We start from the raw sequence: 22,935 nt of genomic DNA, 5'->3' as shown, positions 1-22,935 counted from the left end.
TGGTTTATTCGTATTTTAAAGCATCAATAGGATTAGATTTCGCCACCTTAACCGATTGTGCACTTACCGTAAGCAAGGCAATCAGTAAGGATAAACCAATCGCTATCGCAAAAGGAATAAAGGAGATACCAACCCTGAACTCAAACGCTGATAACCATTGGTTAATCAGGATATAAGCCAGAGGAAAAGCAATCAGATTGGCAATTGCGACCAGCTTAATGAAATCTCTGTTCAGCAAGGTCAAAATATTCATCATACTTGCACCGAGCACTTTACGGATACTGATTTCTTTTTTACGTTGTTCGGCCATAAATAAACTCAATCCTAACAGCCCCAGACAGGAAATGAAAATAGAAAAACCACCGAACCAGTTGGCCAGAATGCCCAGAACTTTTTCATTCTGAAACTTGGCTTCAAAACTATCACTCAAAAAGGTAGCCTCGACCGGAAAATCAGGGTTCATCTCTTTCACCAGTGTTTTAATCTGCTGCATGGAAGTACCGATACTTTGTGAAGGATTCAAACGTAATACGAGAACGCCTTCCCCATCTGCACTGGAATTAAGCATCATCATCATAGGAGTTACCGTCTGGTAAGGTGTTTCCATCACAAAATCTTTCATCACCCCGATGATCGTCTTCTTATCACCACCCCAATCAATCACTGTTCCTACCGGGTTGGATAAGCTCATCACTTTCGCCGCAGTTTCATTGATAATGACATTCGCACTGTCTGCATATTGAGCTGAAAATTCTCTGCCCAGCACCATCTTTGTTCCTAAAGTGTTTACAAAATCATAATAGGCAAACCTGAAATTAACCAGAACTTCCTCCTTCGGATTTTTTCCGGGCCAGCTCACGCCAGAGGTATTGTTCCCTCCCATGCTTAAGCTCCTGCTAAATACACTGGCATTGGTTACCGCACCAGATTTCAGCACCCGCTCTCTGAGTAATTTCATCCTTCCATCATTCTGTAATCTCCCTTCAATTGGGATTTCCACCAATCCTGCTCTATTGTATCCCACAGGTTTATTCTTAATGAAATTCAATTGCTGGTAAATAACTACGGTGCATATGATTAAACAAACTGCAAATACAAACTGAAAGACCACCAGCACTTTTCTGATCGACAAGGATGAATTCCCAGGTAGATTAAGGCCTTTCAAGACCCTCACCGGATTAAAAGAAGAGAGGTAAAATGCGGGATAACTACCAGCCACCAAACCGGTAAACAGCGTCAGGCCGATCAATACTGACCAAAACTTCCAGTCCTGATAATTGATCGTCAGCTGTGTGCTTAAAATACCATTAAAATAGGAAAGACTAATCTCCATTAACGTAAATGCCACGATCATCCCAAAGAAAGAAAGCAATACAGATTCCAGCATAAACTGAGCAATTAATGACTTCCTTGCTGCACCAATCGCCTTTCGTACCCCTACTTCTTTCGCACGTTTCTCAGATCTTGCGGTAGAGAGGTTCATAAAATTGATGCAGGCAATCAACAGGATACTAAATGCAAGCAACAAGAAGATGCGAAGGTTATCAATTTTACCACCAACGGATTTTCCATTCTCATATTTATCGTATAAATGCCATTTTGATAAAGGATGGATCGAAGCTACAGACCTGATTTCTTTGATATTCCGCTTATAAATACCGGCAATTTCTGCATTTACCTTTTCGAAAAAGCTATTGTCCTGAAGCTGTATTGCGGTAAGGCAATAATTATTACCCCAATTCCCTTCACTTCCCTTTACCCATGGATTTCCCTTTACAAACATTTCCCATGAACCGAGGTAGTCAAACTGAATACTACTGGTAACCGGTACATTTTCAATCACGCCTTCCACAATAAGGTCTTCAGTCCCGCCAAGTTTCACGACCTTATTTATTGGATTTTCGTTTCCAAACAGGATTTTAGCCAGACGCTCCGTCAGGACTACAGAGTTGGGCTGTCTCAGCATCTGATCTCTGTTTCCCTGCAGCACTTTATAGTCAAAGATTTTAAGAAAAGCAGTATCCGCGAAAACTACATTTTTTTTGAAATGCTGATTGTTGTAACTAATCAGAAATTCTGCTGGATACGTTGACCTTGAAGCCCTGGATATTCCTGGTATTTTAGTGCGCAGCTCATCAGCCATCACTCCCGGAGTCCAGGGATAGCTTACAATTTGTTCTCCGTTTGGCTGATTGTTATAAACTACATAAGTACGGTCGTAACCACTGGTATGTTTATCAAAGCTCCATTCATAAGCCACATACAACAACAGAATCATACAACTGGCCAGACCTATCGCCAGTCCGCCAACATTGATCAAAGTATATCCTTTGTTTTTCCAAAGGTTGCGCAGGGCGATTTTAAGGTTGAGTCTGAACATGATAATTAAATAAGTTCTTCTGTACGGTTTTTATTGATTTTTTCAGAAATCACATGTCCGTCTTTTAAGTTGATGATGCGGTTAGAAAAACTGGCATCATGGGAAGAGTGGGTCACCATCACAATGGTTGTTCCTGTTTCATTCAATTCGCAAAGCAGCTCCATCACCTCATTACCATGAGAACTGTCCAGGTTTCCGGTAGGCTCATCCGCAAGGACCAGCTTAGGCTTGGTCACCAATGCACGGGCAACGGCTACACGCTGTTGTTGCCCTCCTGATAGTTGCTGAGGAAAGTGGCCACTCCTGTTTACAATGTTCATCCTTTCGATGATCTCGTTCACCAGGCGTTTACGTTCTGTAGCCGGAACTTTGTTATAGATCAGCGGAAGTTCTATGTTTTCAAAAACGGTCAGCTCATCAATCAGGTTGAAGTTCTGGAAAACGAATCCCATGTTACGTTTTCTGAAATTGGAACGTTCCTTATCGTTCAGCTTTAACAGCTCTGTATCGATGAACTTATAACTGCCACTTTCAGGCTTATCCAATAAACCCATTACATTTAATAAAGTGGATTTACCGCAGCCCGAAGGTCCCATAATCGAGACAAATTCGCCTTCCTTAACATGAAGGTTTATCCCATTTAAAGCAGTAGTCTCAATTTCTTCAGTTTTATAAACTTTTTCCAGGTTTTCAATTTTTATCATGGCTATATTTTTATCCGTTTAAGCTTTCTTTAATTAAGGTTGGTACCCGGATCAACGCAATAATCCTGGGCACCCTAACCTAAATTTATGTCTTTAATGCACTATTTACTAATTTCTATAATATCATACTGGTTAAACTGATCGTAAGATGAAGTAATTACCTCCTCCTCTTTCTGTAATCCTTCCAGTACTTCATAGTACAGGTAGTTTTTACGTCCGATCTTCACATTTCTCTTCGTGGCTTTACCATTTTTCACTACAAATACCCAGGTTCCTCCCGTGCTTTGGAAAAATTGTCCCTGAGAGATCAGCAATGATTTACTGTTGTCTGAAAGGGTAAGTTTCACCTGCATCGATAATCCTCTTCTCAGTTCATCAGGAGATTTTCCCTCGAACACCAGCTCTACCTGAAACTGTCCGGCAGTAACCTCAGGGATTACCTTTCTTACCGTTAATTTATAGGTCTTGCCATTAAATTCTACATTGGCACTCTGTCCTTCTTTCACCCTGTTGATGTAATACTCATCTACGCCTGCCTGTAACTTATACCCTTGCAATACATCAATTTTTCCCAGCATCTCATTTGGGGCATAAGACTTACCGGTCACGGGATCGTAAGAAGATAAACGTCCGGCCACAGGAGCCTTAATGGTCATGTTCTCAATGTTCTGTCTGATGGTTTCCAGACTTTCGTTCATCCTGCCAATGGAGATGTCAATTTGCTTTAACTGCATGACCCTACCTTGATTCTCTTGTTTCACTGCTTGTTTCAAAATCGTTTTTCTGCCCTGGAAGTATTCGTAATCCTGGCTTGAAACATTAAACTCTTCCCGTGTGATGACATTTTTTGAGAATAAAGTGCTGTCAATCTTATATTTCCTGCTCGCAGTTCTCAAACTATTTTCAATCACCATCATATCCTGGCTCATCACCCTTTGGTTTTGCTCCAGGTCCAGACGTAGTTTTCTCAATTGATTGATTTGTTCTGTAATACTTGTTTCGCTGGAAGTATAGTTGGATAAAGCATTCGGGTTGGTGATTCTCAGTAATGGTGTTCCTTTAACTACCGATGCACCGTTTTCTGTAAAGATCTCTGCCACGGTACCTCCTTCAGGGGAACTTACAATCACAGAGGTTAAAGGTACCACGCTCGCATTTAACAATACGACATCTTCAAAATCACCATACTGAACTTTGCTGACCGTGATTTTCTCTGCATCTGCTTTATACACCTTGTTTAAAGACAAGCTATATCCATAAGCCACAAGCCCCACTAAAACCACAGCACCGGCAATGGTTAATATTGTTTTCTTACTGAACCTTTTTTTCTTTATGATCTTATCCATTTTTGTATTACGCTTAGTGAACATCCATAAGCTAAGGGTATGCCAATCAGAAAAAATATAATTATATAGCTAATTATCAGCAAGTTAAATCAACACCCCATCAAAAAGCGTTCATAATCGGACACTAGCTGTACAGCATCGAACAGTTTCTCTTATTTTTGAGCACTGCCAATAATTCAAGCGATGAATCCGGGCATCCTGATGCGCCAACGGTTAGCTCAGGATTCATGGATCTGACCGGCTAATTAAAATGAATCATAAGAAACCAAATAGTACAGTTTAAATTCACAAAAATGATAGATGCAAATGTTTTAGTGATCGATGACGATGATGACATCTTATTGAGCGCCCGTTTATTCTTAAAACAACATTTCAATCAGGTCGTTACCTGTAAATCCCCTAAGGAAATCAATGTATTGCTCAGCCACAATGAGGTCGACATTATCCTGCTGGATATGAACTATCAAAAAGGTGCAAGCAACGGTCGCGAGGGATTATATTGGCTGGAACACATCCTTTCCATTGATAAAGATTACGTCGTGATCTTAATGACGGCTTATGGGAATGTAGAACTCGCCGTTCAGGCCATAAAAAAAGGAGCCACAGATTTTATTCTTAAACCCTGGGAAAATGAAAAGCTTTTTGCCACATTGTCGGCAGCATCCCGCTTAAGACAATCCAACAAAAAGGTAAAGAAACTCGAAAAGATTCATTCCTCTTTACAGAAGGATCAGGCCAGGCAGTTTGAACATATTGTTGGAAATTCAGCCCCAATTAAACACCTGCAAAACACCCTTGTTAAAGTTGCCCCCACAGATGCCAATGTATTGATATTAGGAGAAAACGGGACGGGGAAACAAGTTTTCGCCTACGAATTACACAAACACTCCCTTCGGAAGAACCACATCTTCATGCATGTGGATCTCGGTTCCCTAAATGAAAACCTTTTTGAAAGTGAACTCTTTGGTTACGCAAAAGGGGCATTTACAGATGCCAAAGATGATAAACCCGGCAGGTTTGAACTTGCAGACGGGGGAACGATATTTTTGGATGAGATCGGAAACTTATCCCAGCCTTTACAAGCGAAATTATTAAGCGTATTGCAAAACCGGACCGTCACCCGTTTAGGGGAAAGTAAGGAACGCAAAGTAAATGTAAGGTTGATCACTGCGACCAATATGCCGCTGAATGAAATGGTCGCTAAAGGGACATTCCGACAGGATTTATTGTTCCGGATCAATACGGTAGAGCTCTTGCTTCCAGGACTGGCACAACGTGGAGAAGACATTATCCTCCTGGCCAACCACTTTCTGCATAGCTTCAGTACCAAATACCATAAAAGCCTTTATAAGTTCGAAGCGAAGGCAGAAAGCTTGTTATTGGGCTATCACTGGCCAGGAAATGTACGGGAACTGCAGCATGTAATTGAACGCGCGGTGATCATGGCCGATGGCATGGAGATCAGTGCCGGCGACTTACAACTGAGCCCCCAGAAGTTCGGAGGAAATTCTGTCATCCAACCAGAAATGGGCCTGGAAGAAATGGAAAAGCTCATGGTTCAGAAGGCTATTGACAAACATAAAGGGAACATTTCAAGAGCTGCCCTTGAGCTGGGCCTTACCCGCGCAGCCTTATACAGGCGCATAGAAAAATTTGACCTATGATCTTTTATAACCGTTTTACCTTCCGCCTGATCAGCAGACTGGTGCTGATTAATGTTCTGGGTATCCTTTTGTACTACCTGATCAAAAAAACAGAACTGTGGTTTACCATTGCGGGATTGTGTATCCTGCTGATTTCGGCATTACTGAACTTATACTTCTATATCAATCAGATCCGGGAAGACATCAAGCGCTTTATCCTGGCGGTAAAAACCAGGGACAGCACACTGAATTTCCGGAATAAAGCCACAAAAGGAAGTTTTCCGGAGCTGTATGAATCTTTCAACGACATCATACAAACCCAAAAGGACATACAGCTGGAGAAAGATTCCATGTTCCAGCTGATCAAGACCATCCTGGAACAGGTTCCGGTTGGTGTAATTGTAATCAAAGACAATGTACAGGATCCCAAACAAACAGAAATTGTATTTTTCAATCAGGCAGCAACCAATCTGTTGGGCATCCCAACCTACAAATACTGGCACCGTGTAGCAAAACACAGCCCTGATTTCTCTAAAGAAATCGATGCCATTGGTAAGGGCGGAAAGCGCTTTATGGAACTGAAGATACAGGACAAACTCATCCAGCTATCAACGGAAGTGATTCCATTGAATCTGTACATGACGGATTATACCATCATCTCCTTTCAAAATATTAAGGATGAGATCGAACAAAAAGAAAGTGAAGCCTGGAACAGGTTAATCGGCGTAATTTCACATGAGATCCTCAATTCCATTACCCCTATCAGCTCTTTATCTGATACGGTGAATAGCATGATTGCCAACAAAGAGACCTTAAGTCATGAAGATCTGGAAGATTTAAAGCCCGCTATAAAGACAATTAAAAGAAGATCTGAAGGCCTCCTGGATTTTGTAAAAGACTACCGTCTGATTGCAGAGCTTCCTACACCAGACCTGGAATACCATACCATCGGAGAGATCCTGCAACACATTAAAGTACTGATGCAGCCATTTGCCAGCGGCAGAAATATCATCCTTAAAGTAGAGCAGACTTCTTCTAAAATCACCATACAAATGGACCTTAAGCTCGTGGAACAAGCTTTGATTAATCTGGTCACGAATAGTATTTATGCTTTAGACGAAGTAGAACATCCTGTTATTGAAATCAACTACCGGTTAGACCAGAATAAGTTGTACCTGGAAGTCAGCGATAATGGAAAAGGAATTGATACAGAGTTGATTGAAAAAATATTTGTGCCCTTCTTTACTACCAGAAAAAATGGTTCGGGTATTGGCCTGACCATTACCCGAAACATTATGAAGATGCACCATGGAAGCCTTGAAGTGAACTCTATCCCTTTTGAAAAGACGGTATTTTCACTGGTCTTCCGATACCAGTAATTGAAAATTAAATTACAGTTCCATCTGGAATGACTGCTCCCTTCTTGACCACAACAATTCCGTCCTTTACGGTATAAAGGGCGTGATCGCTATCGGGAAGATGCACACCTCCAATAATCTGAACATCATTTCCAATCCTGCAGTTTTTATCTAAGATCGCATTGGTGATGACGCATCTGTCGCCAATGCCAATCCATGGCTTTTTATTTTGCAGGTCAACTTCCATCTCTTCAAGAACCTGGTATTTATCACTACCCATGATGTAACAGCTGTCAATGGTTGTTTCTTTACCTATCCTTGCACGAATACCAATCACGGAATGCTTGATGCTTGCGGCATGTAAAATACAACCCTCTGCGATGATTGCCTTATCCAGCGTTGTTCCCAGAATTTTAGAAGGCGGCAACATACGCGGACGCGTAAAAATGCTATGATGGCTATCAAAAAGATTGAACTTAGGCAGGTCATCGGTAAGACCCAGATTGGCATCAAAGAAAGAAGAGATATTTCCGATATCGGTCCAATACCCGTCATACTGATAACTCAGCACATCATAGGTATTTAACATTCTTGGAATAATCTCCTTTCCGAAATCCTTTTCATCTGCATTCTCCGCAAATATCTTAATCAGCAGGTCCCTGTTAAAAATATAAATCCCCATCGATGCAAGGTGCTCACGCCCCTCTGCACGCATCTCTTCTCCGGTATCAGAAGTCCAGTCGGCCAAGAGTGAAGCAGCAGGTTTCTCTATAAACGAAGTAATGATGTTTTGCTCATTGGATTTCAGGATCCCAAATTCAGGAGCTTCTTTTGCAGTCACAGGTATCGTTGCCAGTGTAATCTGTACGCCACTTTCAATATGTGCATTCACCATTTTGTTAAAATCCATCTGATACAACTGATCACCGGATAAAATGAGCACATACTCAAATTCATGATTTAACAAATGATGCATGGTCTGCCTCACTGCATCGGCAGTACCCTGAAACCAGGTTGGGTTATCAGGCGTTTGCTCAGCGGCTAAAATGTCCACAAAAGCAGCACTGAAATGGCTAAAATGATAGGTGTTCTTAATGTGCTTATTCAGTGATGCTGAATTAAATTGCGTAAGAACGAACATGCGGTGTATGCCTGAGTTTAAGCAGTTTGAAATGGGAATATCAACCAGCCTGTATTTTCCGGCTATAGGAACCGCTGGTTTAGAGCGCGTTTGTGTAAGTGGGGACAACCTCGATCCCTGGCCACCACCAAGGATGACCGCCAATACTTTATCAGTCATAGCTATTCAGTTTATTATATTTGGTACAAGTCAATGTATTGTTGTGCCGCTCTATCCCATGAGTGGTCTAATTGCATCATATATTTACGGATCTCCTTCAGGTGTTTTTCATCGTAGTAAAGCTCATAAGCCCTTCCTATCGCATGCCCCACATCCCAAACACTGGTCTGATCATGACAAATGCCAAAACCTCCATCACCAATGTCAATCACCGTATCCTTTAATCCTCCTACCCTCCGCACAATCGGAACAGTCCCATAACGCAAAGCATACATCTGGTTTAACCCACATGGCTCCACCCTGCTCGGCATCAGCAGAAAATCTGCCCCCGCATAAATCTGATGGGACAGCTGCTCATTATAACCAATATAAGCATTATAATTTCCCGGGAAAGCTTCTTTCAACTGCATTAACCGTCCTTCTACCTGCGGATCACCAGAACCTAAAACCAATACATTTACACCGCCATTAGCCTGTAATAACGCATTGTAGAATATGTCAGGTAAGAGGTCGGCTCCCTTTTCTCCAACCAACCGCCCTATGAAAGTAAACAGCGGTTTCAGAGGATCTAAATTGAAAACACGACATAGGGCCTCTTTGTTTGCCTTTTTTCCATTTTCTACCGTTCTGATCGCATATTTCTTTTCCAGCATAGGATCATTCTGCGGATCCCAGACCTCATTGTCAATTCCATTCAGAATTCCGGCAGACTTCGCCCGCTCCTGTGCCAGTAAATCTTCAAGACCATTTGCCTTAAAACTGATCTCTTCCAGGTAACTTGGAGATACCGTAGTGACCCTCCAGGCACATTTGATAGCCGATGCCAATGGATTTATTGAACCCCGCCAATCCAGCTGACCGGATTTCCATAAGTCGAACGGAGGAACATAGTGAAGCTTATCCCAACCAAACTGCCCCTGGTATTGGGCATTGTGAATCGTGAGAATAGTAGGAACCGTACTCAGCTTTTTGAACTGATGGCAATAAGCCATCATAAATGGAACCAATCCGGTATGGTGATCGTGACAATGAACAACATCAGGACGATGCTCCCATTGCGTAATCCAGTCGAGCACCGCAATCTGATAAGCAAGAAAACGCTCCGTATCGTCGTCATATCCGTAGACATTCGGCCGGTCCAGCAATCCGGAAATATGAACAAGGTAAAGGTCGAAACCTAACTTGTTCGTTTTTTCCCTGAAAATACGTACAGGAAAATTGTGGAACCCCAATTTCCCCCATCCATCATAAACCACCTCAAACTCGTTCTCCTGCATGAATTTTGTCTGGTATGCAGGCATCACCACCTTCGCAACATGGCCAAGCTTGTTCTGGTATTTCGGCAAAGCGCCAACAACATCTCCCAGACCTCCTACTTTGGCAATAGGATAACATTCTGCACTCAGGTGTATAATCTCCATAGTTTTATTTGGGGGTTAAAAAGTATCTTAAATTAGGGAATAACAGGAAGAATGGCAATTATTACAGAAAATTATTTCTTAAAAAAGATGTGCTATTCAAAGACTGAAATCTTTTGCACCGAAGAGGTGCAAAATTTTCTAGGTCTTTTCACAGCACAATCTTTTTTAAGGAATAAATATTTTACTCGGAATAAAGCTGGGAAAAGGGAAAAAAGCAGGGCGCAGAGCAGGGTTTTATGGAAAGGGTTTAGAAGTAGGGCGTCATTGCAACAGTATTAAGCAGGGTTTTATGGCAAGGGTTTAGAACAGGGCGTCATTGCAACAGTATTAAGCAAGGTTTCATGACAAGGAGTTAGAACAGGGCGTTATTGTAACAGTATTAAGCAGGGTTTTATGGCAAGGGTTTAGAACAGGGCGTCATTGCAACAGTATTAAGCAAGGACTTATTCATAAATATCTAAATCAGCATATCACAAAACCAATGCGATCATTCAAGGATCTGCATTTGGCAGAAATCGACGTAAAGTTGTCATTGCAGACGAATCAGGTCAACCGTACCTTTGTGGCGTAATAAAAAGATCAATGGAGAAGCGATTAATTGTTATTGTGGCGATGCCTGATGCCTTAACACTTGACATTATAGGTCCGGCAGACGTGTTTACCGGAGCGAATCATTTTTTACCTCCGGAAATAAATAGAGAGATAGAATATGAAGTGCTTACGGTATCGGCTACAGAAGATCTGGAGATCAGCACAAGAAGTGGCATCGTCATCCGAAGTAAGAGTAGCATCTATCAGGTCAGTCAAAAAATTGACACTTTGCTAATTGCAGGATTCCCAAGTCACAGAGAGTGGAAACGTTATCCGAAATTGGTAGAATGGATAAGGTTGCATGCACCTGAAATCCGGAGAGTAGGTTCTGTATGTATAGGTGCATTTGTTTTAGCCGAAGCTGGTTTGCTAAGGAACAGACGGGCAACAACACATTGGATGAATTGTCAGGAATTGCACAATTCCTATGAGGAGATCAATGTCAATGCTGATCCGATCTTTGTTAAGGATGGAAATATCTATACTTCCGCAGGAGCATCAGCAGGAATCGATCTCGCACTGGCATTAGTAGAAGAGGATCAGGGGCCTGAGGTGGCCTTAACAATCGCACGGTATCTGGTACTCTATCTCCGTAGGCCAGGCAACCAGTCACAGTTCAGCAACCTGCTGAGTCAGCAGCTCTCCAGCAAAAAGCCCATCAGAGATCTGCAATTATGGATTGCTGATCACCTCAGAGAAGATCTGAATGTAGAAGGCCTATCCGGCAGGCTCGCCATGAGTCCAAGGAATTTCGCCAGGGTATTCCGCCTGGAAACCGGATTTACTCCTGCACGATACATCGAAAAACTACGTGTAGAATCAGGCCGGAGGTTTCTGGAGGAAACAGGACTGTCTCTGGAAGAGATTGCCGGGAAGTGTGGATTTGGCAGTGCTGATACGATGAGGAGAGCCTTTTTACGCCACCTGGATACCAGCCCTTCCTATTACCGGAATCTATTTGGTGCTACTTAAACCTTAAGTTCAGCATAATGGGCTTTGAATAGCCAAAACGATGGTTTTTAACCATTGTATTACCCTTGTATTGTCTAATAATTTATATAACAATTAAAAACATGAAATCAGTAAAAACACTTGTAACCATCGCCTCAATTGTCGGATCCACTATAGCCAGTCAGGCACAAAGTCCGACGGCTCCTCTGGTAGAGATGAAAAAAGCAAAAAAGACCATCAATGTTGCTTTTCTGATCTACGATCAGGTAGAAGCAATGGACTTAAATGGCCCCATAGATGTCTTCACAAAAGCGAATGTAATGGACCCCACTTATAAACTATATACGGTATCAGCATCCAGCAAACATCTTACGCCTTCAGAAGGTGGGACGGTAATGATGCAATCTACTTATTCATTTGAAAATGCACCTCAGGCTGACATCCTGATTGTTCCTGGCGCAGCGCCCCAGGTAATCAGCAATACCGTCAACAACCAGCCTGAACTTTTTAAATGGATCAACAAACAAAATGAAAAAACAAAAATAACCATGTCTGTTTGTACTGGCGCTTTACTATTGTCAAATGCCGGAGTCCTGGATGGAAAGAAAGCCACAACCCATTACCTGGAACTAGACGAGCTTAGAAAAAACACAAAAATAGAAATCGTTGAAAAGGTCCGCTTTGTGGAAGATGGCAAAGTAATCACCGCAGCAGGAATCACCTCAGGATTAGACGGATCTCTCCACCTGATAGAACGCATCAACGGAAAAGAATTAGCTGATCAGATTGGAAAAATTATGGTCTATAACAGGAACGGCGATATGTCTTTCATGGAGTAATCATCCCATAAAAAAAGAAGCGTTCTAAGAAAAGGCATAGGAAGATTTACGCTCCTTCAGCGTAAAAGATTCCAGCCTTTGATTAGTAATGCTTCTTTTTTTAAGTAAAATTTCTAATAACAGGTCAGGATTTCTAATAAAAGACCAACATTTCCAACAATAGAATAGTCACTTCTAATAATAGCCTGCAATGTCTAACCATAAAATCCCTTAATAATCTGCAACCGCCCTGAACATCAATGCTGCAACGGTCAAATTAGTCCTGCTGTCAATCAAAATTGCTGCACCATTCGCTTTATTATCGGTATAAAGGTCAAAAGCCAACTCATCAGCAGTCTTAATCACCACCCGACCTATATCATTGAGCTTAAAATCAACTGCATTTTCCTTCTCCAAAGTATTGATATCGACTTTATAAACGATCTCATTGATCTTTGCTTTCGTTACCTTGCTATTGTGCTGCAGCAGGTATGTAATGCTTTCATCCAAAGGACGCGCATCCATCCAGCAAACATCTGCTTCAATCAATTTTGAGTTCTGTGGCAAATGGTCTGCATTTACCAACACATCACCCCTGCTGATGTCTACATTATCTTTCAAATGAAGGGTAACAGATTGTCCGGCATGTACTTCTTCCGGTCTCTGGTCAAAGATTTCAATCCGTTCAATGACAGAACTGCTTCCTGATGGTAACACAGTTACCCTGTCATTAACTTTAAAAGAACCGCTAAGCACTCTTCCCGCATAACCTCTGTAATCGTGAAGCTCGTCAGTTTGCGGCCTTACTACCCATTGAACAGGCATTCTGGCAAGGTTATAACTTTGCTTATCTTCTACATCAACCGTTTCCAGAAAATGTAATAAACTACGTCCCTGATACCATTCCATATGTTTGGATTCATGAACGATATTGTCTCCTTTTAAGGCACTCACCGGAATAAAGGTCACTTCCTTCAGCTTAAGCTCATCGGCAAGTGTTTTATATTTTTCGGTGATGGCATTAAAAACGGTCTCACTGTAATCTACCATGTCCATTTTATTCAGGGCAACCACCACATGTTCGATACCGAGTAAAGAAACAAGGTAAGAATGCCTGATGGTTTGTTCTACGACTCCGTTTCTGGCATCGATTAAGATGATCGCCAATTTGGCAGTAGAAGCACCGGTTACCATGTTACGGGTATACTGAATATGACCTGGGGTATCTGCAATGATAAACTTACGCTTATCGGTTTGGAAATATTTATAAGCCACATCAATCGTGATCCCTTGTTCTCTTTCCGCTCTTAAACCATCAGTAAGGATGGCCAGGTCAATCGTACCGTCGTCGTTCTTACGGTTGGATTGCTGTAAGGCCTCCAGTTGATCGGCTAAGATGGAATCTGTATCGTAAAGCAGTCTTCCGATAAGTGTGCTCTTTCCGTCATCCACACTTCCTGCTGTAAAAAATTTCAATAAATTCATTAAAAATACCCTCCTTTTTTGCGGTCTTCCATAGCAGCTTCGGATACTTTATCGTCCATGCGGGCTCCACGTTCACTAATTTTTGATGCACTGATTTCGGCAATGATATCTCCTATTTCGTCTGCTTCAGATTCCACTGCGGCAGTACAGCTCATATCTCCTACTGTACGGAAACGAACTTTTTTATTTTCAACGATATCCTCTTCATCCATATTCAGGAATGGGGAGGCTGCCATCAGTTGTCCGTTTCTAGTGATACAATCTCTGTAATGGGCGAAATAGATAGAAGGAAGGTCTATGTTTTCTCTTTTCACATAGTTCCATACATCAAGTTCGGTCCAGTTGCTGATCGGGAATACCCTTACGTTTTCTCCTTTATGGATCTTACCGTTATAGATATTCCAAAGCTCCGGGCGCTGACGTTTAGGATCCCATTGTCCGAATTCATCCCTTACTGAGAAGATTCTTTCTTTCGCCCTTGCTTTTTCTTCGTCTCTTCTCGCTCCACCAATACAGGCGTCAAAACCGTGTTTTTCAATGGTATCCAGAAGGGTTACCGTTTGCAACGCATTTCTGCTGGCATTTTTCCCCGTCTGCTCTACCACTTTGCCCTGGTCAATAGATTCCTGAACATGACCGATGATGAGTTTCTCTCCCAACCGTTCCACCATTTTATCGCGGTAGGCGATCGTCTCTTCAAAGTTATGTCCGGTATCAATGTGTACCAGTGGAAAAGGAAACTTTCCCGGACGGAATGCTTTTTCAGCAAGCCTCACCAGGGTGATAGAATCTTTACCTCCGGAGAACAACAATGCTGGTTTTTCAAATTGCCCTGCTACTTCACGTAAAATGTGAATCGCCTCGGCCTCCAGTTCGTCTAAATAATCTAAATTATACTTACTCATTTTCTTTTAATTACGAAGTGGCATGTAAACCACATTCTTTCTTTGATTGATCTTCCCACCACCAGCGGCCGGCTCTGAAATCTTCGCCTTCCCGTACTGCTCTCGTACAAGGGGCACATCCTATGCTCGGAAATCCTTTATCGTGCAAGGTATTGTATACAATGTTGTGTTTTTTAATGTAGGCTTTGATCTCTTCCAGCGACCAGAAGAAGATGGGATGGAATTTTAACAAGTCATTTTGTGCATCCCATTCTATATTCGCCATATCATGTCTGTTCAGGGATTGCTCTGAACGGATTCCTGTAATCCAGCAATCTTTACCTGCCAACGCCCTTTTCAGAGGTTCCAGTTTACGGATATGACAACATTCTTTTCTGTTTTCCACGCTTTCATAGAAGCTGCTTGGTCCTTTCGCATTCACCATCTCCTGCAAGGCTTCTGCCTGAGGATGATAGGCCAGGATTGGCTTTTTATAATTCTCCAGTGTCCGGTTCCATACATAATAAGTTTCCGGGAAGAGCCTGCCTGTTTCCAGGGTAAACACTTCGATGGGAATATCATTGGAAAAGATCATATGTGTGATCACCTGATCCTCCCATCCGAAACTGGTGGAAAACACAATTTTTCCAGGATAAGTGATGGCAAAATACCTCAGCGCTTCCACAGGATCTTTATCTTTTATTTGTGCTGCTATTTCTGCTAAATCTACTTTCATGACTATACTAGTTTAAGGATAAAATTGACAATGCTGCGAAGGCTGACCAATACCACCAGCACGCCTACCGACACCATGATCGTCTTCACGGAGATCTTATTGGAAACCCTTGCTGCAATCGGGGAAGCCAAAGCACTTCCAATCACTAAACCGGCAACAGCTTCCCAATGGGCACCATTTAACATCGTGATAAAGGTCAGCGAGCTCATCAATGCAATGAAGAAACGGGTAATTTTCACCGTTCCCAAAGAGAACCTTGGGTTTCTTCCTCCTGCAATTAAGCTCGACAATACGATGGATCCCCATCCGCCGCCGCCAACAGCATCAATAAATCCACCAAACAATCCCAATAAAGAGATCTTTTTTATTTTTCCTTTAGGATCTTTGTGTTTACGGTTTACCTTAAAGGCTTTCGACAAAATCACCCCTCCAAGAATCAAGGTATACAAAGACACCAGAGGTTTGGTATAATGACTGTAATGCTCCAGGGAAGACAATAGGTATGCACCTGTTACCGCACCCACAATTCCCGGAATCAATAAGATCCGGAACAGCTTCCAGTTCACATTTCCAAAACGGTAATGCATCCATCCGGCGATCCCGTTACTTAATATTTCCGATAAATGCACCCCCATGCTCGCCGATGCGGGTGGAACACCCATCGCCAGAGAGAAAGAAGTAGAGGTTACCCCATACGACATCCCAATGGCACCATCGATCATGGCAAAGATAAATCCACCAATCAGGAACCAGTAAAACATCGGGTTCAGCTGAGTGATGTAAGCCTGAAATTCAGGTTCCTTATGCCAGAAAGCGGTAATCACAATTCCAAAAGAAAAGACGATAGAGGTCCAGATCAACCATTTAAAGTTTTTCTTCACCTTATCTTCCTTACTTTCTTTCAGCAGGATGGCAGTTACCTCGTTCAGCTTTTTAACTTTCGATGTAAAGTTCCCGTTTAAAGTATTTCTCAATGCCTGCATGTGCTGCAGCGTATCATTCAATTCTTCCGGCAAATTATCGTTCAGCACCTCTTTTAACCGCTTTGCAATGGTTGGTGATTTCCCGTTGGTAGAGATCGCAATCTTAAGGTCTCCCTTTTTTACGATGGAGCCCAGGTAAAAATTGCAAAGCTCAGGTTTATCCGCAAAGTTCACCAACAGGTTGCGCTGGTCTGCTTCTACCCGGATTTGCTGATTGAGGGCTTCATTGTTTGTTGCCGCAACCACCAGGTCTGCATCGTCCAGATCCGCCGGGCTAAACTCCCTTTGCACCAAGCTTACCTTTTCGTAACCTTTGGCCAGTTCTTCCAGTTCAGGCAGAATCTCCAGGGCAATGACCGTTACCTTCGCCTCCGGACTATTCGCTAATATGGCCAACAATTTCTCCAGTCCCACCGGTCCTGCACCAATCAGCAACGTATGTATCGTATTCAACTTGATGAAGACAGGAAATAATTGGTTGCCTTCCATATGGTCTATTGCTCCTCTTTAAGCGCGTTGAAAAATTCCCTGATCGGCAGGAAAGAGGGATGTAAGGAAACTACCTCGCCAAACACAAGTAAAGCAGGTGCTTCAATTCCTTTTTCTTCCACTACTTCCACAATCGTATCTACAATGCCAATGGCAAGTTTCTCATTTTCTGTGGAGCCGCTTTGAATCGCCGCAACCGGTAGCTGCCCTTTCCCTTCGTTTTGGAAAAGCTTCACAATCTCTTTCAGCTTGCCCAGGCCCATCAACACAACGACTGTTGCTTTAGATCTGGCGGCTTCATAAAGGTCATTGGAGATCTTTCCTGAGGTTGTGGTTCCTGTTACCACCCAGAAGCTTTCACTTAATCCTCTATGTGTAACCGGAATTTGTTGTAAGCCTGGTACAGAGATCGAGCTCGATAAACCCGGAACAACAGTTACCGGAATGCTGTAACCAGCTGCGAAATCCAGTTCTTCATATCCCCTGCCAAAGACAAAAGGATCGCCACCTTTCAGGCGTACCACATGCCCGTAATTGAGTGCGTAATCTACCATTAGTTTATTGATCGCATCCTGAGCATAAGAATGTTCTCCGGAGCGCTTTCCTACATAAACCTTGATGGCATCGGGGCTTGCATAATCCAATATGCCTTCATTCACTAAGGCATCGTACAATACGACATCTGCAGATTTCAAGGCATTTGCCCCTCTCATAGTGATCAATTCAGGATCACCAGGTCCGGCACCTACCAGGGTAATCCTGGGTTCTTTATGATTTATATTTTGAGTGCTCATTAGATTTTCTCCTCTCTTTTTGCAGTAATCTGATTATAAAAGTTATTCACTTCATTTAAATAAGCCGTAGCAAATTCTTCTGAAGGTTCGTTTTTGTTGATCTGCAGAACCAGTTCATTAAAGGTACTTTGCAGTTTAACCTCGCCTGTTTCTACATAGTTTGTATCAAACTCGCGGATCACGCCAATTTGCGTACTGCTGTTTATTCCTTTATCCAGTAACAAGGCTTTAGCGCTGTTTACAAAAACGGCATAGGTATGGTAAATCGCATCAGCCCATGCTCCGGCGGCATAAGAAGCTTTTGCCCATTCCAGTTTTTCACCTGCTTCGAGCAATAGGGTCGCCACGAGGTCGATCACTACTCCGGCACACTCTCCAACGCCGATAGCGGTATTAAAGGTTTCTTCATGCCCCCAGTCTACATATTCTTCATCTTTCAGATTGGTCAGATCGGCCAGTGGTTTAAGCAACTGGTAAAAATAATCTTTCCCCTGTCTGTCGTAATACTGGTGGAAACTTTCGCTGCCCTCCCCATTTGCACTGAAATCATTTAAGATCGTTCTCAATACCGATGTTGCACGTTTTGAAGGGGCTTTAATTACTCTTTCCGCCACTCTTCCAATTCCATCACCAACAGTACCACCACCCAGCATTACCTGTACTGCAGGCACCACTTTTCCGTTGGCTTTTACCGAACTTCCATGAAATCCAATATGCGCAAGGCCATGCTGACCGCAGGAATTCATACAACCACTGATCTTGATTTTGATTTCTTTATCATAGATCAGTTCCGGGAATTCTTCATAGATCACTTCTTCCAATGCTACAGAGAGCGACATGCTATTGGAAATACCAAGGTTACAGGTATCTGTTCCCGGGCAGGTCGTCACATCTCCGATACTGTCAAATCCCGGAGTCGCAAAATCCAATGCTTTCAGTTCTAAATATAATGAAGGTAAAGCACCTTCTCTAACAAATTTCAATAATAAGCCCTGATTTTGAGTGATGCGGATCTCATCGGCAACATAAGGGGATATTCCTTCCACCAGTTTACGCGCACGATCCGTTTTGATATCTCCCACAGGGACTTTAACATACACACCATAAAAACCTTTTTGCTTTTGCTCCACCACATTGGTTGCGCGCCAGTGTTGGTATTCCAGGGTATCAACAATATCAAGGTGAGGATAGTCCAGCAATGCCGGAGGTTCCGGCAAAGGAACAGTATCCCTGTCGATAGGATAGGATTTAGATTTATTGGCAATTCTTTCTTCGTCGATCAGTCTCAACAATTCTTCCAGGCCTAGCTTCTGAACCAGATATTTCAGGCGGGCTTTGTTACGGTTGGTACGTTCTCCATAGCGGTCAAACACCCTTAACACAGACTCTGCATAAGGAATGATCTGATCTTCCGGAAGGAAATCATGTACAAAGCTGGCCAGAAAAGGTTGTGCACCCAGACCACCACCAAGCATCACTTTAAAACCGCGTTCTCCTTTTTCGTTTATTTTAGGGATAAAACCGAGATCATGAATATAGCTGTATGCCGTATCCTTTTCATCGGAGGAGAAAGAAAACTTGATCTTTCTACCCATCTCCTGACAAATCGGATTCCTCAGGAAGTAAGTAAAGAAAGCGTGGGCATATGGAGAAACATCAAACAGTTCATTGGGGTTAATTCCCGAATCAGGCGAAGAGGTTACATTTCTCACCGTGTTACCACAGGCCTCACGAATGGTCACATCGTCGCGTTCCAGCTCCTGCCATAGTTGCGGAGTCCTGTCTAAACTCACGTAATGAATCTGAATGTCCTGCCTGGTGGTTAAGTGTAAATTTCCACTTCCATACTCATCAGAAACATCAGCAATACGTAAGAGTTGTTTAAAGGTTACTTTTCCAAAAGGCAATTTAATACGTACCATTTGTACGCCAGGCTGTCTTTGTCCGTAAACACCACGGGCTAAGCGCAGGCTTCTAAATTTCTCCTCATGGATTTTCCCTTCACGGAAGTCCCTGATCTTTTTCTCCAGATCAATAATATCCTTTTCAACAACAGGATTTTCTAACTCTGTTCTAAAACTTTGCATAGTACGTTTGGTCTTATTTGAAAAAAGCTCCTTCTGTCTGGGAGACTGAAGAAGCTTTTAAATATTTTTTATTCTCTACAGCCGAAATCACTACCTACACATGCAGTGGGTAAACATCAGATTTCCGTTGTAAATTGTTTGGTTCATACAGCAAATATATAAAGTATATAGGTTTAGTAGTACATTGCTTTTGTAAAAAATATGCAATAAACTGTATTACAGTGATTTAATTTCTAAACCAGGCAAACAAAAAACCTTGTTTTTTACTTATTAGCTCCTGATTGGCACCAACTTAAGCCTCGTTGAAGCTGAGTTATTGCAGGTCAGACATCAATTTAAAGATCAACAGCGGGATAAATTCATTACCGCAATCATCTTAACAATGTCAAATTGGTTTTGATACGCCTGAAATCAAGACTGATACAGTACTTTTATTTTGTTTAAAATAGCTATGAAGAGAAAAATCAATCTTTTACCTTTTGCTGTTATCGCAGCATTTGTATTTTTATTAAACTGGTACGTGCTCTCCGGAATCCAGACTTTAACTGTCAGCACCTGGCTTAGCCCGGTTTTCTGGGCTTTCATTATTTTCATTACCGTTTCCCTGGCCTATTCTATCCAAAGGATGCGGGACAATGGGATGGACATCTTCTTTAAAATCACCACCCATACTTTCCTTGTTTTGCTGGCCAGTGAGCTGGTTTTCATCATCGTTTTATTTCTTGGTGATGGTTACCGCCTCATCACCGGAGGGGCTAGAAATGTTTACTGGGTAGAGTTTGGCCTGGTCCTCTTTGGAATTACGGTGCTGATTTTCTTATATGGCATCATCAGGGGTAAATATGCTTATCGTGTGATTAAGCATACATTATACTTCGATGATCTTCCTGATAATTTTGATGGCTTTACCATCACCCAGATCTCTGATGTACATTCCGGCAGCTTCAAGAATGCTAAAGCGGTACAAAAAGGGATAGACCTGATTAAAGCCCAAAACTCAGATGTTTTTGTATTTACCGGCGATCTGGTCAACAATAAAGCAGAAGAGATCGTTCCCTGGATGGGACATTTCTCGCAGGTAAAAGCCCCCTACGGCCAGTTTTCTATTCTTGGAAACCACGATTATGGAGACTATGTAAAATGGGAAAATGAAACCGTTAAACAAGCCAATTTACAGGACTTAAAAAGACATCACGGAGAAATGGGATACCGTCTTTTACTGGACGAACATGTTGAGCTGGAAAAGGATGGCCAAAAGATCATCCTTGCCGGTGTTGAAAACTGGGGTATTGGATTTGGAGAACGTGGCGACCTTAAAAAAGCACTGAACAATGTTGATCCTCAAAGCTTTAAAGTTCTGCTTTCCCATGACCCCACCCACTGGGATTCGGAAGTAAAAAAATGGCCTTCTAAAATTCAGCTGACCTTATCCGGCCATACCCACGGGATGCAGTTTGGAATGGAGGCCTTTGGGATCAAATGGAGCCCGGTTAAGTATAGATATGCACATTGGGCAGGCATCACCAGCGAAAACGGCAGATACCTGAACATCAATAGGGGATTCGGTTTCCTTGGCTTCTCCGGAAGGGTTGGCATCTGGCCGGAAATCACGGTCATCGAGTTAAAAAAATCAAGATAATTGATGATGGGCCCGGATGATCAGAATTATCCGGGCTTTTCATTTTCCTTTTAAGGTGACTGGTCCTTCTATGAATTCAACAGGCTGTACTGACTTTAATATACCCTGCTGATTTAAGTTTCAATAAGCCCTGCTGATTGCAGCTTTAATAAGCTTCGCTGATTTCCAGCAATGATTCTTTAACATATAAGCTGGCCAGCTTTTCAACAGCATAATCAATTTCCTCTTCGGTATTGTAACGACTGAAAGAAAAACGGAGTGTCGGTCTCCTAAAATCATAACCCAATGCTGAAAGCACATGCGACCCTGAACCCGAATGGCTGTTGCAGGCACTCCCTCCTGATGCCGAGATCTGATGCTGATCGAGATAATGTAATGGACTGATACCACTTTTAAGGTCGGGCAGAGATACACTCAAAACACTATTCAATGTTCCCTGATTTTGTGCAGAATTCCCGTTAAATGAAATCCCGGAAATTTTATCCCTCAGCTTGAAAATCATTCTTTCCTTTAGTTTAATCAGATGTTTCTGATGAGCAGACTGGTTTCTGTAGGCAATTTCCAGAGCCTTAGCCAGACCCACAATTCCGGTGACGTTTTCTGTCCCTGCCCTTTGTTTATATTCCTGGGCACCACCATTGATCAATGGCAGCAATTCCAATGCAGTATTCCGGTACAGGAAGCCTACTCCTTTTGGTCCATGAAATTTATGTGCAGAACCGACCAGAAAATCAACATTTAAAGATTGGGTATCGTACCGGTACTGTCCCATCGATTGAACGGTATCTGAATGAAAAACAGCCCGGTACTTGCTACAGACCGCAGCAATGGATTCAATATCATTCAGGTTACCGATCTCATTGTTCCCATGCATTAAGGAAACAAAAACACGCTCATTAGTGGCAAGAAGCTCTTCCAGATGAGTCAGAGAAAGATTTCCACTTTGATCGTGTTTCAAATAAACAATCCGGATTTCTCCGTTCTTTTCCAAAGCCCTCAAGGTATGGAGTACGGCATGGTGCTCAAATGGGCTGGTAATGGCCAGGCGGATACCATTCGCACGGATAGCCGAAAGGATCGCTGTATTGTCGGCTTCAGAGCCTCCGGAAGTAAAAACAATATTTCCCGGCGCCGCATTTAACAGATCTGCAATGATTCCTCTGGATTGCTCAATGGCTACCCTTGCTTCCCTCCCATGGAAATGAGAAGAAGAAGGATTTCCGAAGTTTTCAAATAAGTAAGGCTCCATAGCCAAAAATACTTCTCTGTTTAATGGTGTTGTTGCAGCGTTGTCTAGATAAATTCTCATTTTAATGGGTTTAATAG

At 42.4% G+C, this 22,935-nt stretch carries 17 protein-coding genes; 5 read left to right on the top strand and 12 right to left on the bottom strand.

Features of this window, described 5'->3' with window-relative positions; genetic code table 11:
* Positions 1-4: 4 nt before the first annotated feature.
* The 3 genes from BUC20_RS11335 to BUC20_RS11325 all read right to left on the bottom strand — a co-directional run bounded on the left by BUC20_RS11335 (position 5) and on the right by BUC20_RS11325 (position 4,430).
* A complete protein-coding gene (locus tag BUC20_RS11335) occupies positions 5-2,380 on the bottom strand; it encodes an ABC transporter permease (RefSeq protein WP_073230919.1) in 2,376 nt (791 codons plus the stop codon).
* Positions 2,381-2,385: 5 nt separating this feature from the next.
* On the bottom strand, positions 2,386-3,084 hold the full coding sequence (locus BUC20_RS11330; protein WP_073230917.1) for an ABC transporter ATP-binding protein: 699 nt from the start codon (positions 3,082-3,084) through the stop codon (positions 2,386-2,388).
* Between the two features lie 101 nt (positions 3,085-3,185).
* Positions 3,186-4,430, bottom strand: coding sequence for an efflux RND transporter periplasmic adaptor subunit (locus BUC20_RS11325; RefSeq protein ID WP_073231786.1), 1,245 nt, complete (start codon positions 4,428-4,430; stop codon positions 3,186-3,188).
* A gap of 293 nt (positions 4,431-4,723) precedes the next feature.
* Between BUC20_RS11325 and BUC20_RS11320 the strand changes: the two genes are divergently transcribed.
* Both BUC20_RS11320 and BUC20_RS11315 read left to right on the top strand, forming a co-directional pair.
* On the top strand, positions 4,724-6,094 hold the full coding sequence (locus tag BUC20_RS11320) for a sigma-54-dependent transcriptional regulator (protein WP_073230915.1): 1,371 nt from the start codon (positions 4,724-4,726) through the stop codon (positions 6,092-6,094).
* Positions 6,091-7,452 (top strand): ATP-binding protein, encoded by a 1,362-nt coding sequence (locus BUC20_RS11315; protein ID WP_234994503.1) that lies wholly within the window; start codon positions 6,091-6,093, stop codon positions 7,450-7,452. Before BUC20_RS11320 ends, BUC20_RS11315 begins: the two co-directional genes overlap by 4 nt.
* A 7-nt stretch (positions 7,453-7,459) precedes the next feature.
* Here BUC20_RS11315 and BUC20_RS11310 read toward each other — a convergent pair whose 3' ends face one another.
* The gene (locus BUC20_RS11310; RefSeq protein ID WP_073230914.1) at positions 7,460-8,731 is read right to left on the bottom strand and encodes a glucose-1-phosphate adenylyltransferase; all 1,272 of its coding nucleotides are present in this window, start codon (positions 8,729-8,731) and stop codon (positions 7,460-7,462) included.
* Between the two features lie 14 nt (positions 8,732-8,745).
* The gene (locus BUC20_RS11305) at positions 8,746-10,152 is read right to left on the bottom strand and encodes a glycogen synthase (protein ID WP_073230912.1); all 1,407 of its coding nucleotides are present in this window, start codon (positions 10,150-10,152) and stop codon (positions 8,746-8,748) included.
* Positions 10,153-10,734: 582 nt separating this feature from the next.
* On the opposite strand from BUC20_RS11305, the gene BUC20_RS11295 reads away from it, so the two are divergent.
* Complete coding sequence (locus BUC20_RS11295) at positions 10,735-11,715, top strand: GlxA family transcriptional regulator (protein ID WP_073230908.1); 981 nt, start codon at positions 10,735-10,737, stop codon at positions 11,713-11,715.
* A gap of 101 nt (positions 11,716-11,816) precedes the next feature.
* Entirely contained in the window at positions 11,817-12,533 is a 717-nt protein-coding gene (locus tag BUC20_RS11290) for a DJ-1/PfpI family protein (protein WP_084528762.1), read from the top strand.
* 210 nt (positions 12,534-12,743) lie between these two features.
* On the opposite strand, the gene BUC20_RS11285 is transcribed toward BUC20_RS11290, so the two are convergent.
* The 6 genes from BUC20_RS11285 to BUC20_RS11260 are packed head-to-tail and all read right to left on the bottom strand — an operon-like array spanning position 12,744 to position 19,970.
* Positions 12,744-13,997: a sulfate adenylyltransferase subunit 1 gene (locus BUC20_RS11285; protein WP_073230907.1), complete on the bottom strand. Its 1,254-nt coding sequence runs from the start codon at positions 13,995-13,997 to the stop codon at positions 12,744-12,746.
* Positions 13,997-14,902, bottom strand: coding sequence for a sulfate adenylyltransferase subunit CysD (cysD, locus tag BUC20_RS11280; protein WP_073230905.1), 906 nt, complete (start codon positions 14,900-14,902; stop codon positions 13,997-13,999). The genes BUC20_RS11285 and cysD overlap by 1 nt, the downstream gene beginning before the upstream one ends.
* A gap of 10 nt (positions 14,903-14,912) precedes the next feature.
* Complete coding sequence (locus BUC20_RS11275; protein ID WP_073230904.1) at positions 14,913-15,617, bottom strand: phosphoadenylyl-sulfate reductase; 705 nt, start codon at positions 15,615-15,617, stop codon at positions 14,913-14,915.
* Positions 15,618-15,619: 2 nt separating this feature from the next.
* Positions 15,620-17,089: a TSUP family transporter gene (locus tag BUC20_RS11270; protein ID WP_073230902.1), complete on the bottom strand. Its 1,470-nt coding sequence runs from the start codon at positions 17,087-17,089 to the stop codon at positions 15,620-15,622.
* 5 nt (positions 17,090-17,094) lie between these two features.
* Positions 17,095-17,883, bottom strand: a complete 789-nt coding sequence (gene cobA, locus BUC20_RS11265) for a uroporphyrinogen-III C-methyltransferase (RefSeq protein WP_073230900.1) — start codon at positions 17,881-17,883, stop codon at positions 17,095-17,097.
* Complete coding sequence (locus tag BUC20_RS11260) at positions 17,883-19,970, bottom strand: HEPN domain-containing protein (protein WP_073230899.1); 2,088 nt, start codon at positions 19,968-19,970, stop codon at positions 17,883-17,885. The genes cobA and BUC20_RS11260 overlap by 1 nt, the downstream gene beginning before the upstream one ends.
* A 451-nt stretch (positions 19,971-20,421) precedes the next feature.
* Here BUC20_RS11260 and BUC20_RS11255 point away from each other — a divergent pair, with 451 nt between their 5' ends.
* Complete coding sequence (locus BUC20_RS11255) at positions 20,422-21,609, top strand: metallophosphoesterase (RefSeq protein WP_073230897.1); 1,188 nt, start codon at positions 20,422-20,424, stop codon at positions 21,607-21,609.
* Between the two features lie 145 nt (positions 21,610-21,754).
* On the opposite strand, the gene BUC20_RS11250 is transcribed toward BUC20_RS11255, so the two are convergent.
* Positions 21,755-22,918, bottom strand: coding sequence for a cysteine desulfurase family protein (locus BUC20_RS11250; protein ID WP_073230895.1), 1,164 nt, complete (start codon positions 22,916-22,918; stop codon positions 21,755-21,757).
* Between the last annotated feature and the right edge of the window lie 17 nt (positions 22,919-22,935).

Source organism: Pedobacter caeni (assembly GCF_900129215.1).
GTDB lineage: Bacteria > Bacteroidota > Bacteroidia > Sphingobacteriales > Sphingobacteriaceae > Pedobacter > Pedobacter caeni.
The sequence above is the reverse complement of the archived record's forward strand: the minus strand, read 5'-3'. Positions and strand labels throughout refer to the sequence as shown.

Excerpts from the sequence above, each read along its gene's own strand:
- BUC20_RS11255 (WP_073230897.1), top strand. The coding sequence starts at position 20,422 with ATGAAGAGAAAAATCAATCTTTTACCTTTTGCTGTTATCGCAGCATTT.
- BUC20_RS11315 (WP_234994503.1), top strand. The coding sequence starts at position 6,091 with ATGATCTTTTATAACCGTTTTACCTTCCGCCTGATCAGCAGACTGGTG.
- BUC20_RS11270 (WP_073230902.1), bottom strand. The coding sequence starts at position 17,089 with ATGGAAGGCAACCAATTATTTCCTGTCTTCATCAAGTTGAATACGATA.
- BUC20_RS11335 (WP_073230919.1), bottom strand. The coding sequence starts at position 2,380 with ATGTTCAGACTCAACCTTAAAATCGCCCTGCGCAACCTTTGGAAAAAC.
- BUC20_RS11305 (WP_073230912.1), bottom strand. The coding sequence starts at position 10,152 with ATGGAGATTATACACCTGAGTGCAGAATGTTATCCTATTGCCAAAGTA.
- BUC20_RS11295 (WP_073230908.1), top strand. The coding sequence starts at position 10,735 with ATGGAGAAGCGATTAATTGTTATTGTGGCGATGCCTGATGCCTTAACA.
- cobA (WP_073230900.1), bottom strand. The coding sequence starts at position 17,883 with ATGAGCACTCAAAATATAAATCATAAAGAACCCAGGATTACCCTGGTA.
- BUC20_RS11285 (WP_073230907.1), bottom strand. The coding sequence starts at position 13,997 with ATGAATTTATTGAAATTTTTTACAGCAGGAAGTGTGGATGACGGAAAG.
- BUC20_RS11275 (WP_073230904.1), bottom strand. The coding sequence starts at position 15,617 with ATGAAAGTAGATTTAGCAGAAATAGCAGCACAAATAAAAGATAAAGAT.
- BUC20_RS11320 (WP_073230915.1), top strand. The coding sequence starts at position 4,724 with ATGATAGATGCAAATGTTTTAGTGATCGATGACGATGATGACATCTTA.
- BUC20_RS11310 (WP_073230914.1), bottom strand. The coding sequence starts at position 8,731 with ATGACTGATAAAGTATTGGCGGTCATCCTTGGTGGTGGCCAGGGATCG.
- cysD (WP_073230905.1), bottom strand. The coding sequence starts at position 14,902 with ATGAGTAAGTATAATTTAGATTATTTAGACGAACTGGAGGCCGAGGCG.
- BUC20_RS11260 (WP_073230899.1), bottom strand. The coding sequence starts at position 19,970 with ATGCAAAGTTTTAGAACAGAGTTAGAAAATCCTGTTGTTGAAAAGGAT.
- BUC20_RS11330 (WP_073230917.1), bottom strand. The coding sequence starts at position 3,084 with ATGATAAAAATTGAAAACCTGGAAAAAGTTTATAAAACTGAAGAAATT.
- BUC20_RS11250 (WP_073230895.1), bottom strand. The coding sequence starts at position 22,918 with ATGAGAATTTATCTAGACAACGCTGCAACAACACCATTAAACAGAGAA.
- BUC20_RS11290 (WP_084528762.1), top strand. The coding sequence starts at position 11,817 with ATGAAATCAGTAAAAACACTTGTAACCATCGCCTCAATTGTCGGATCC.
- BUC20_RS11325 (WP_073231786.1), bottom strand. The coding sequence starts at position 4,430 with ATGGATAAGATCATAAAGAAAAAAAGGTTCAGTAAGAAAACAATATTA.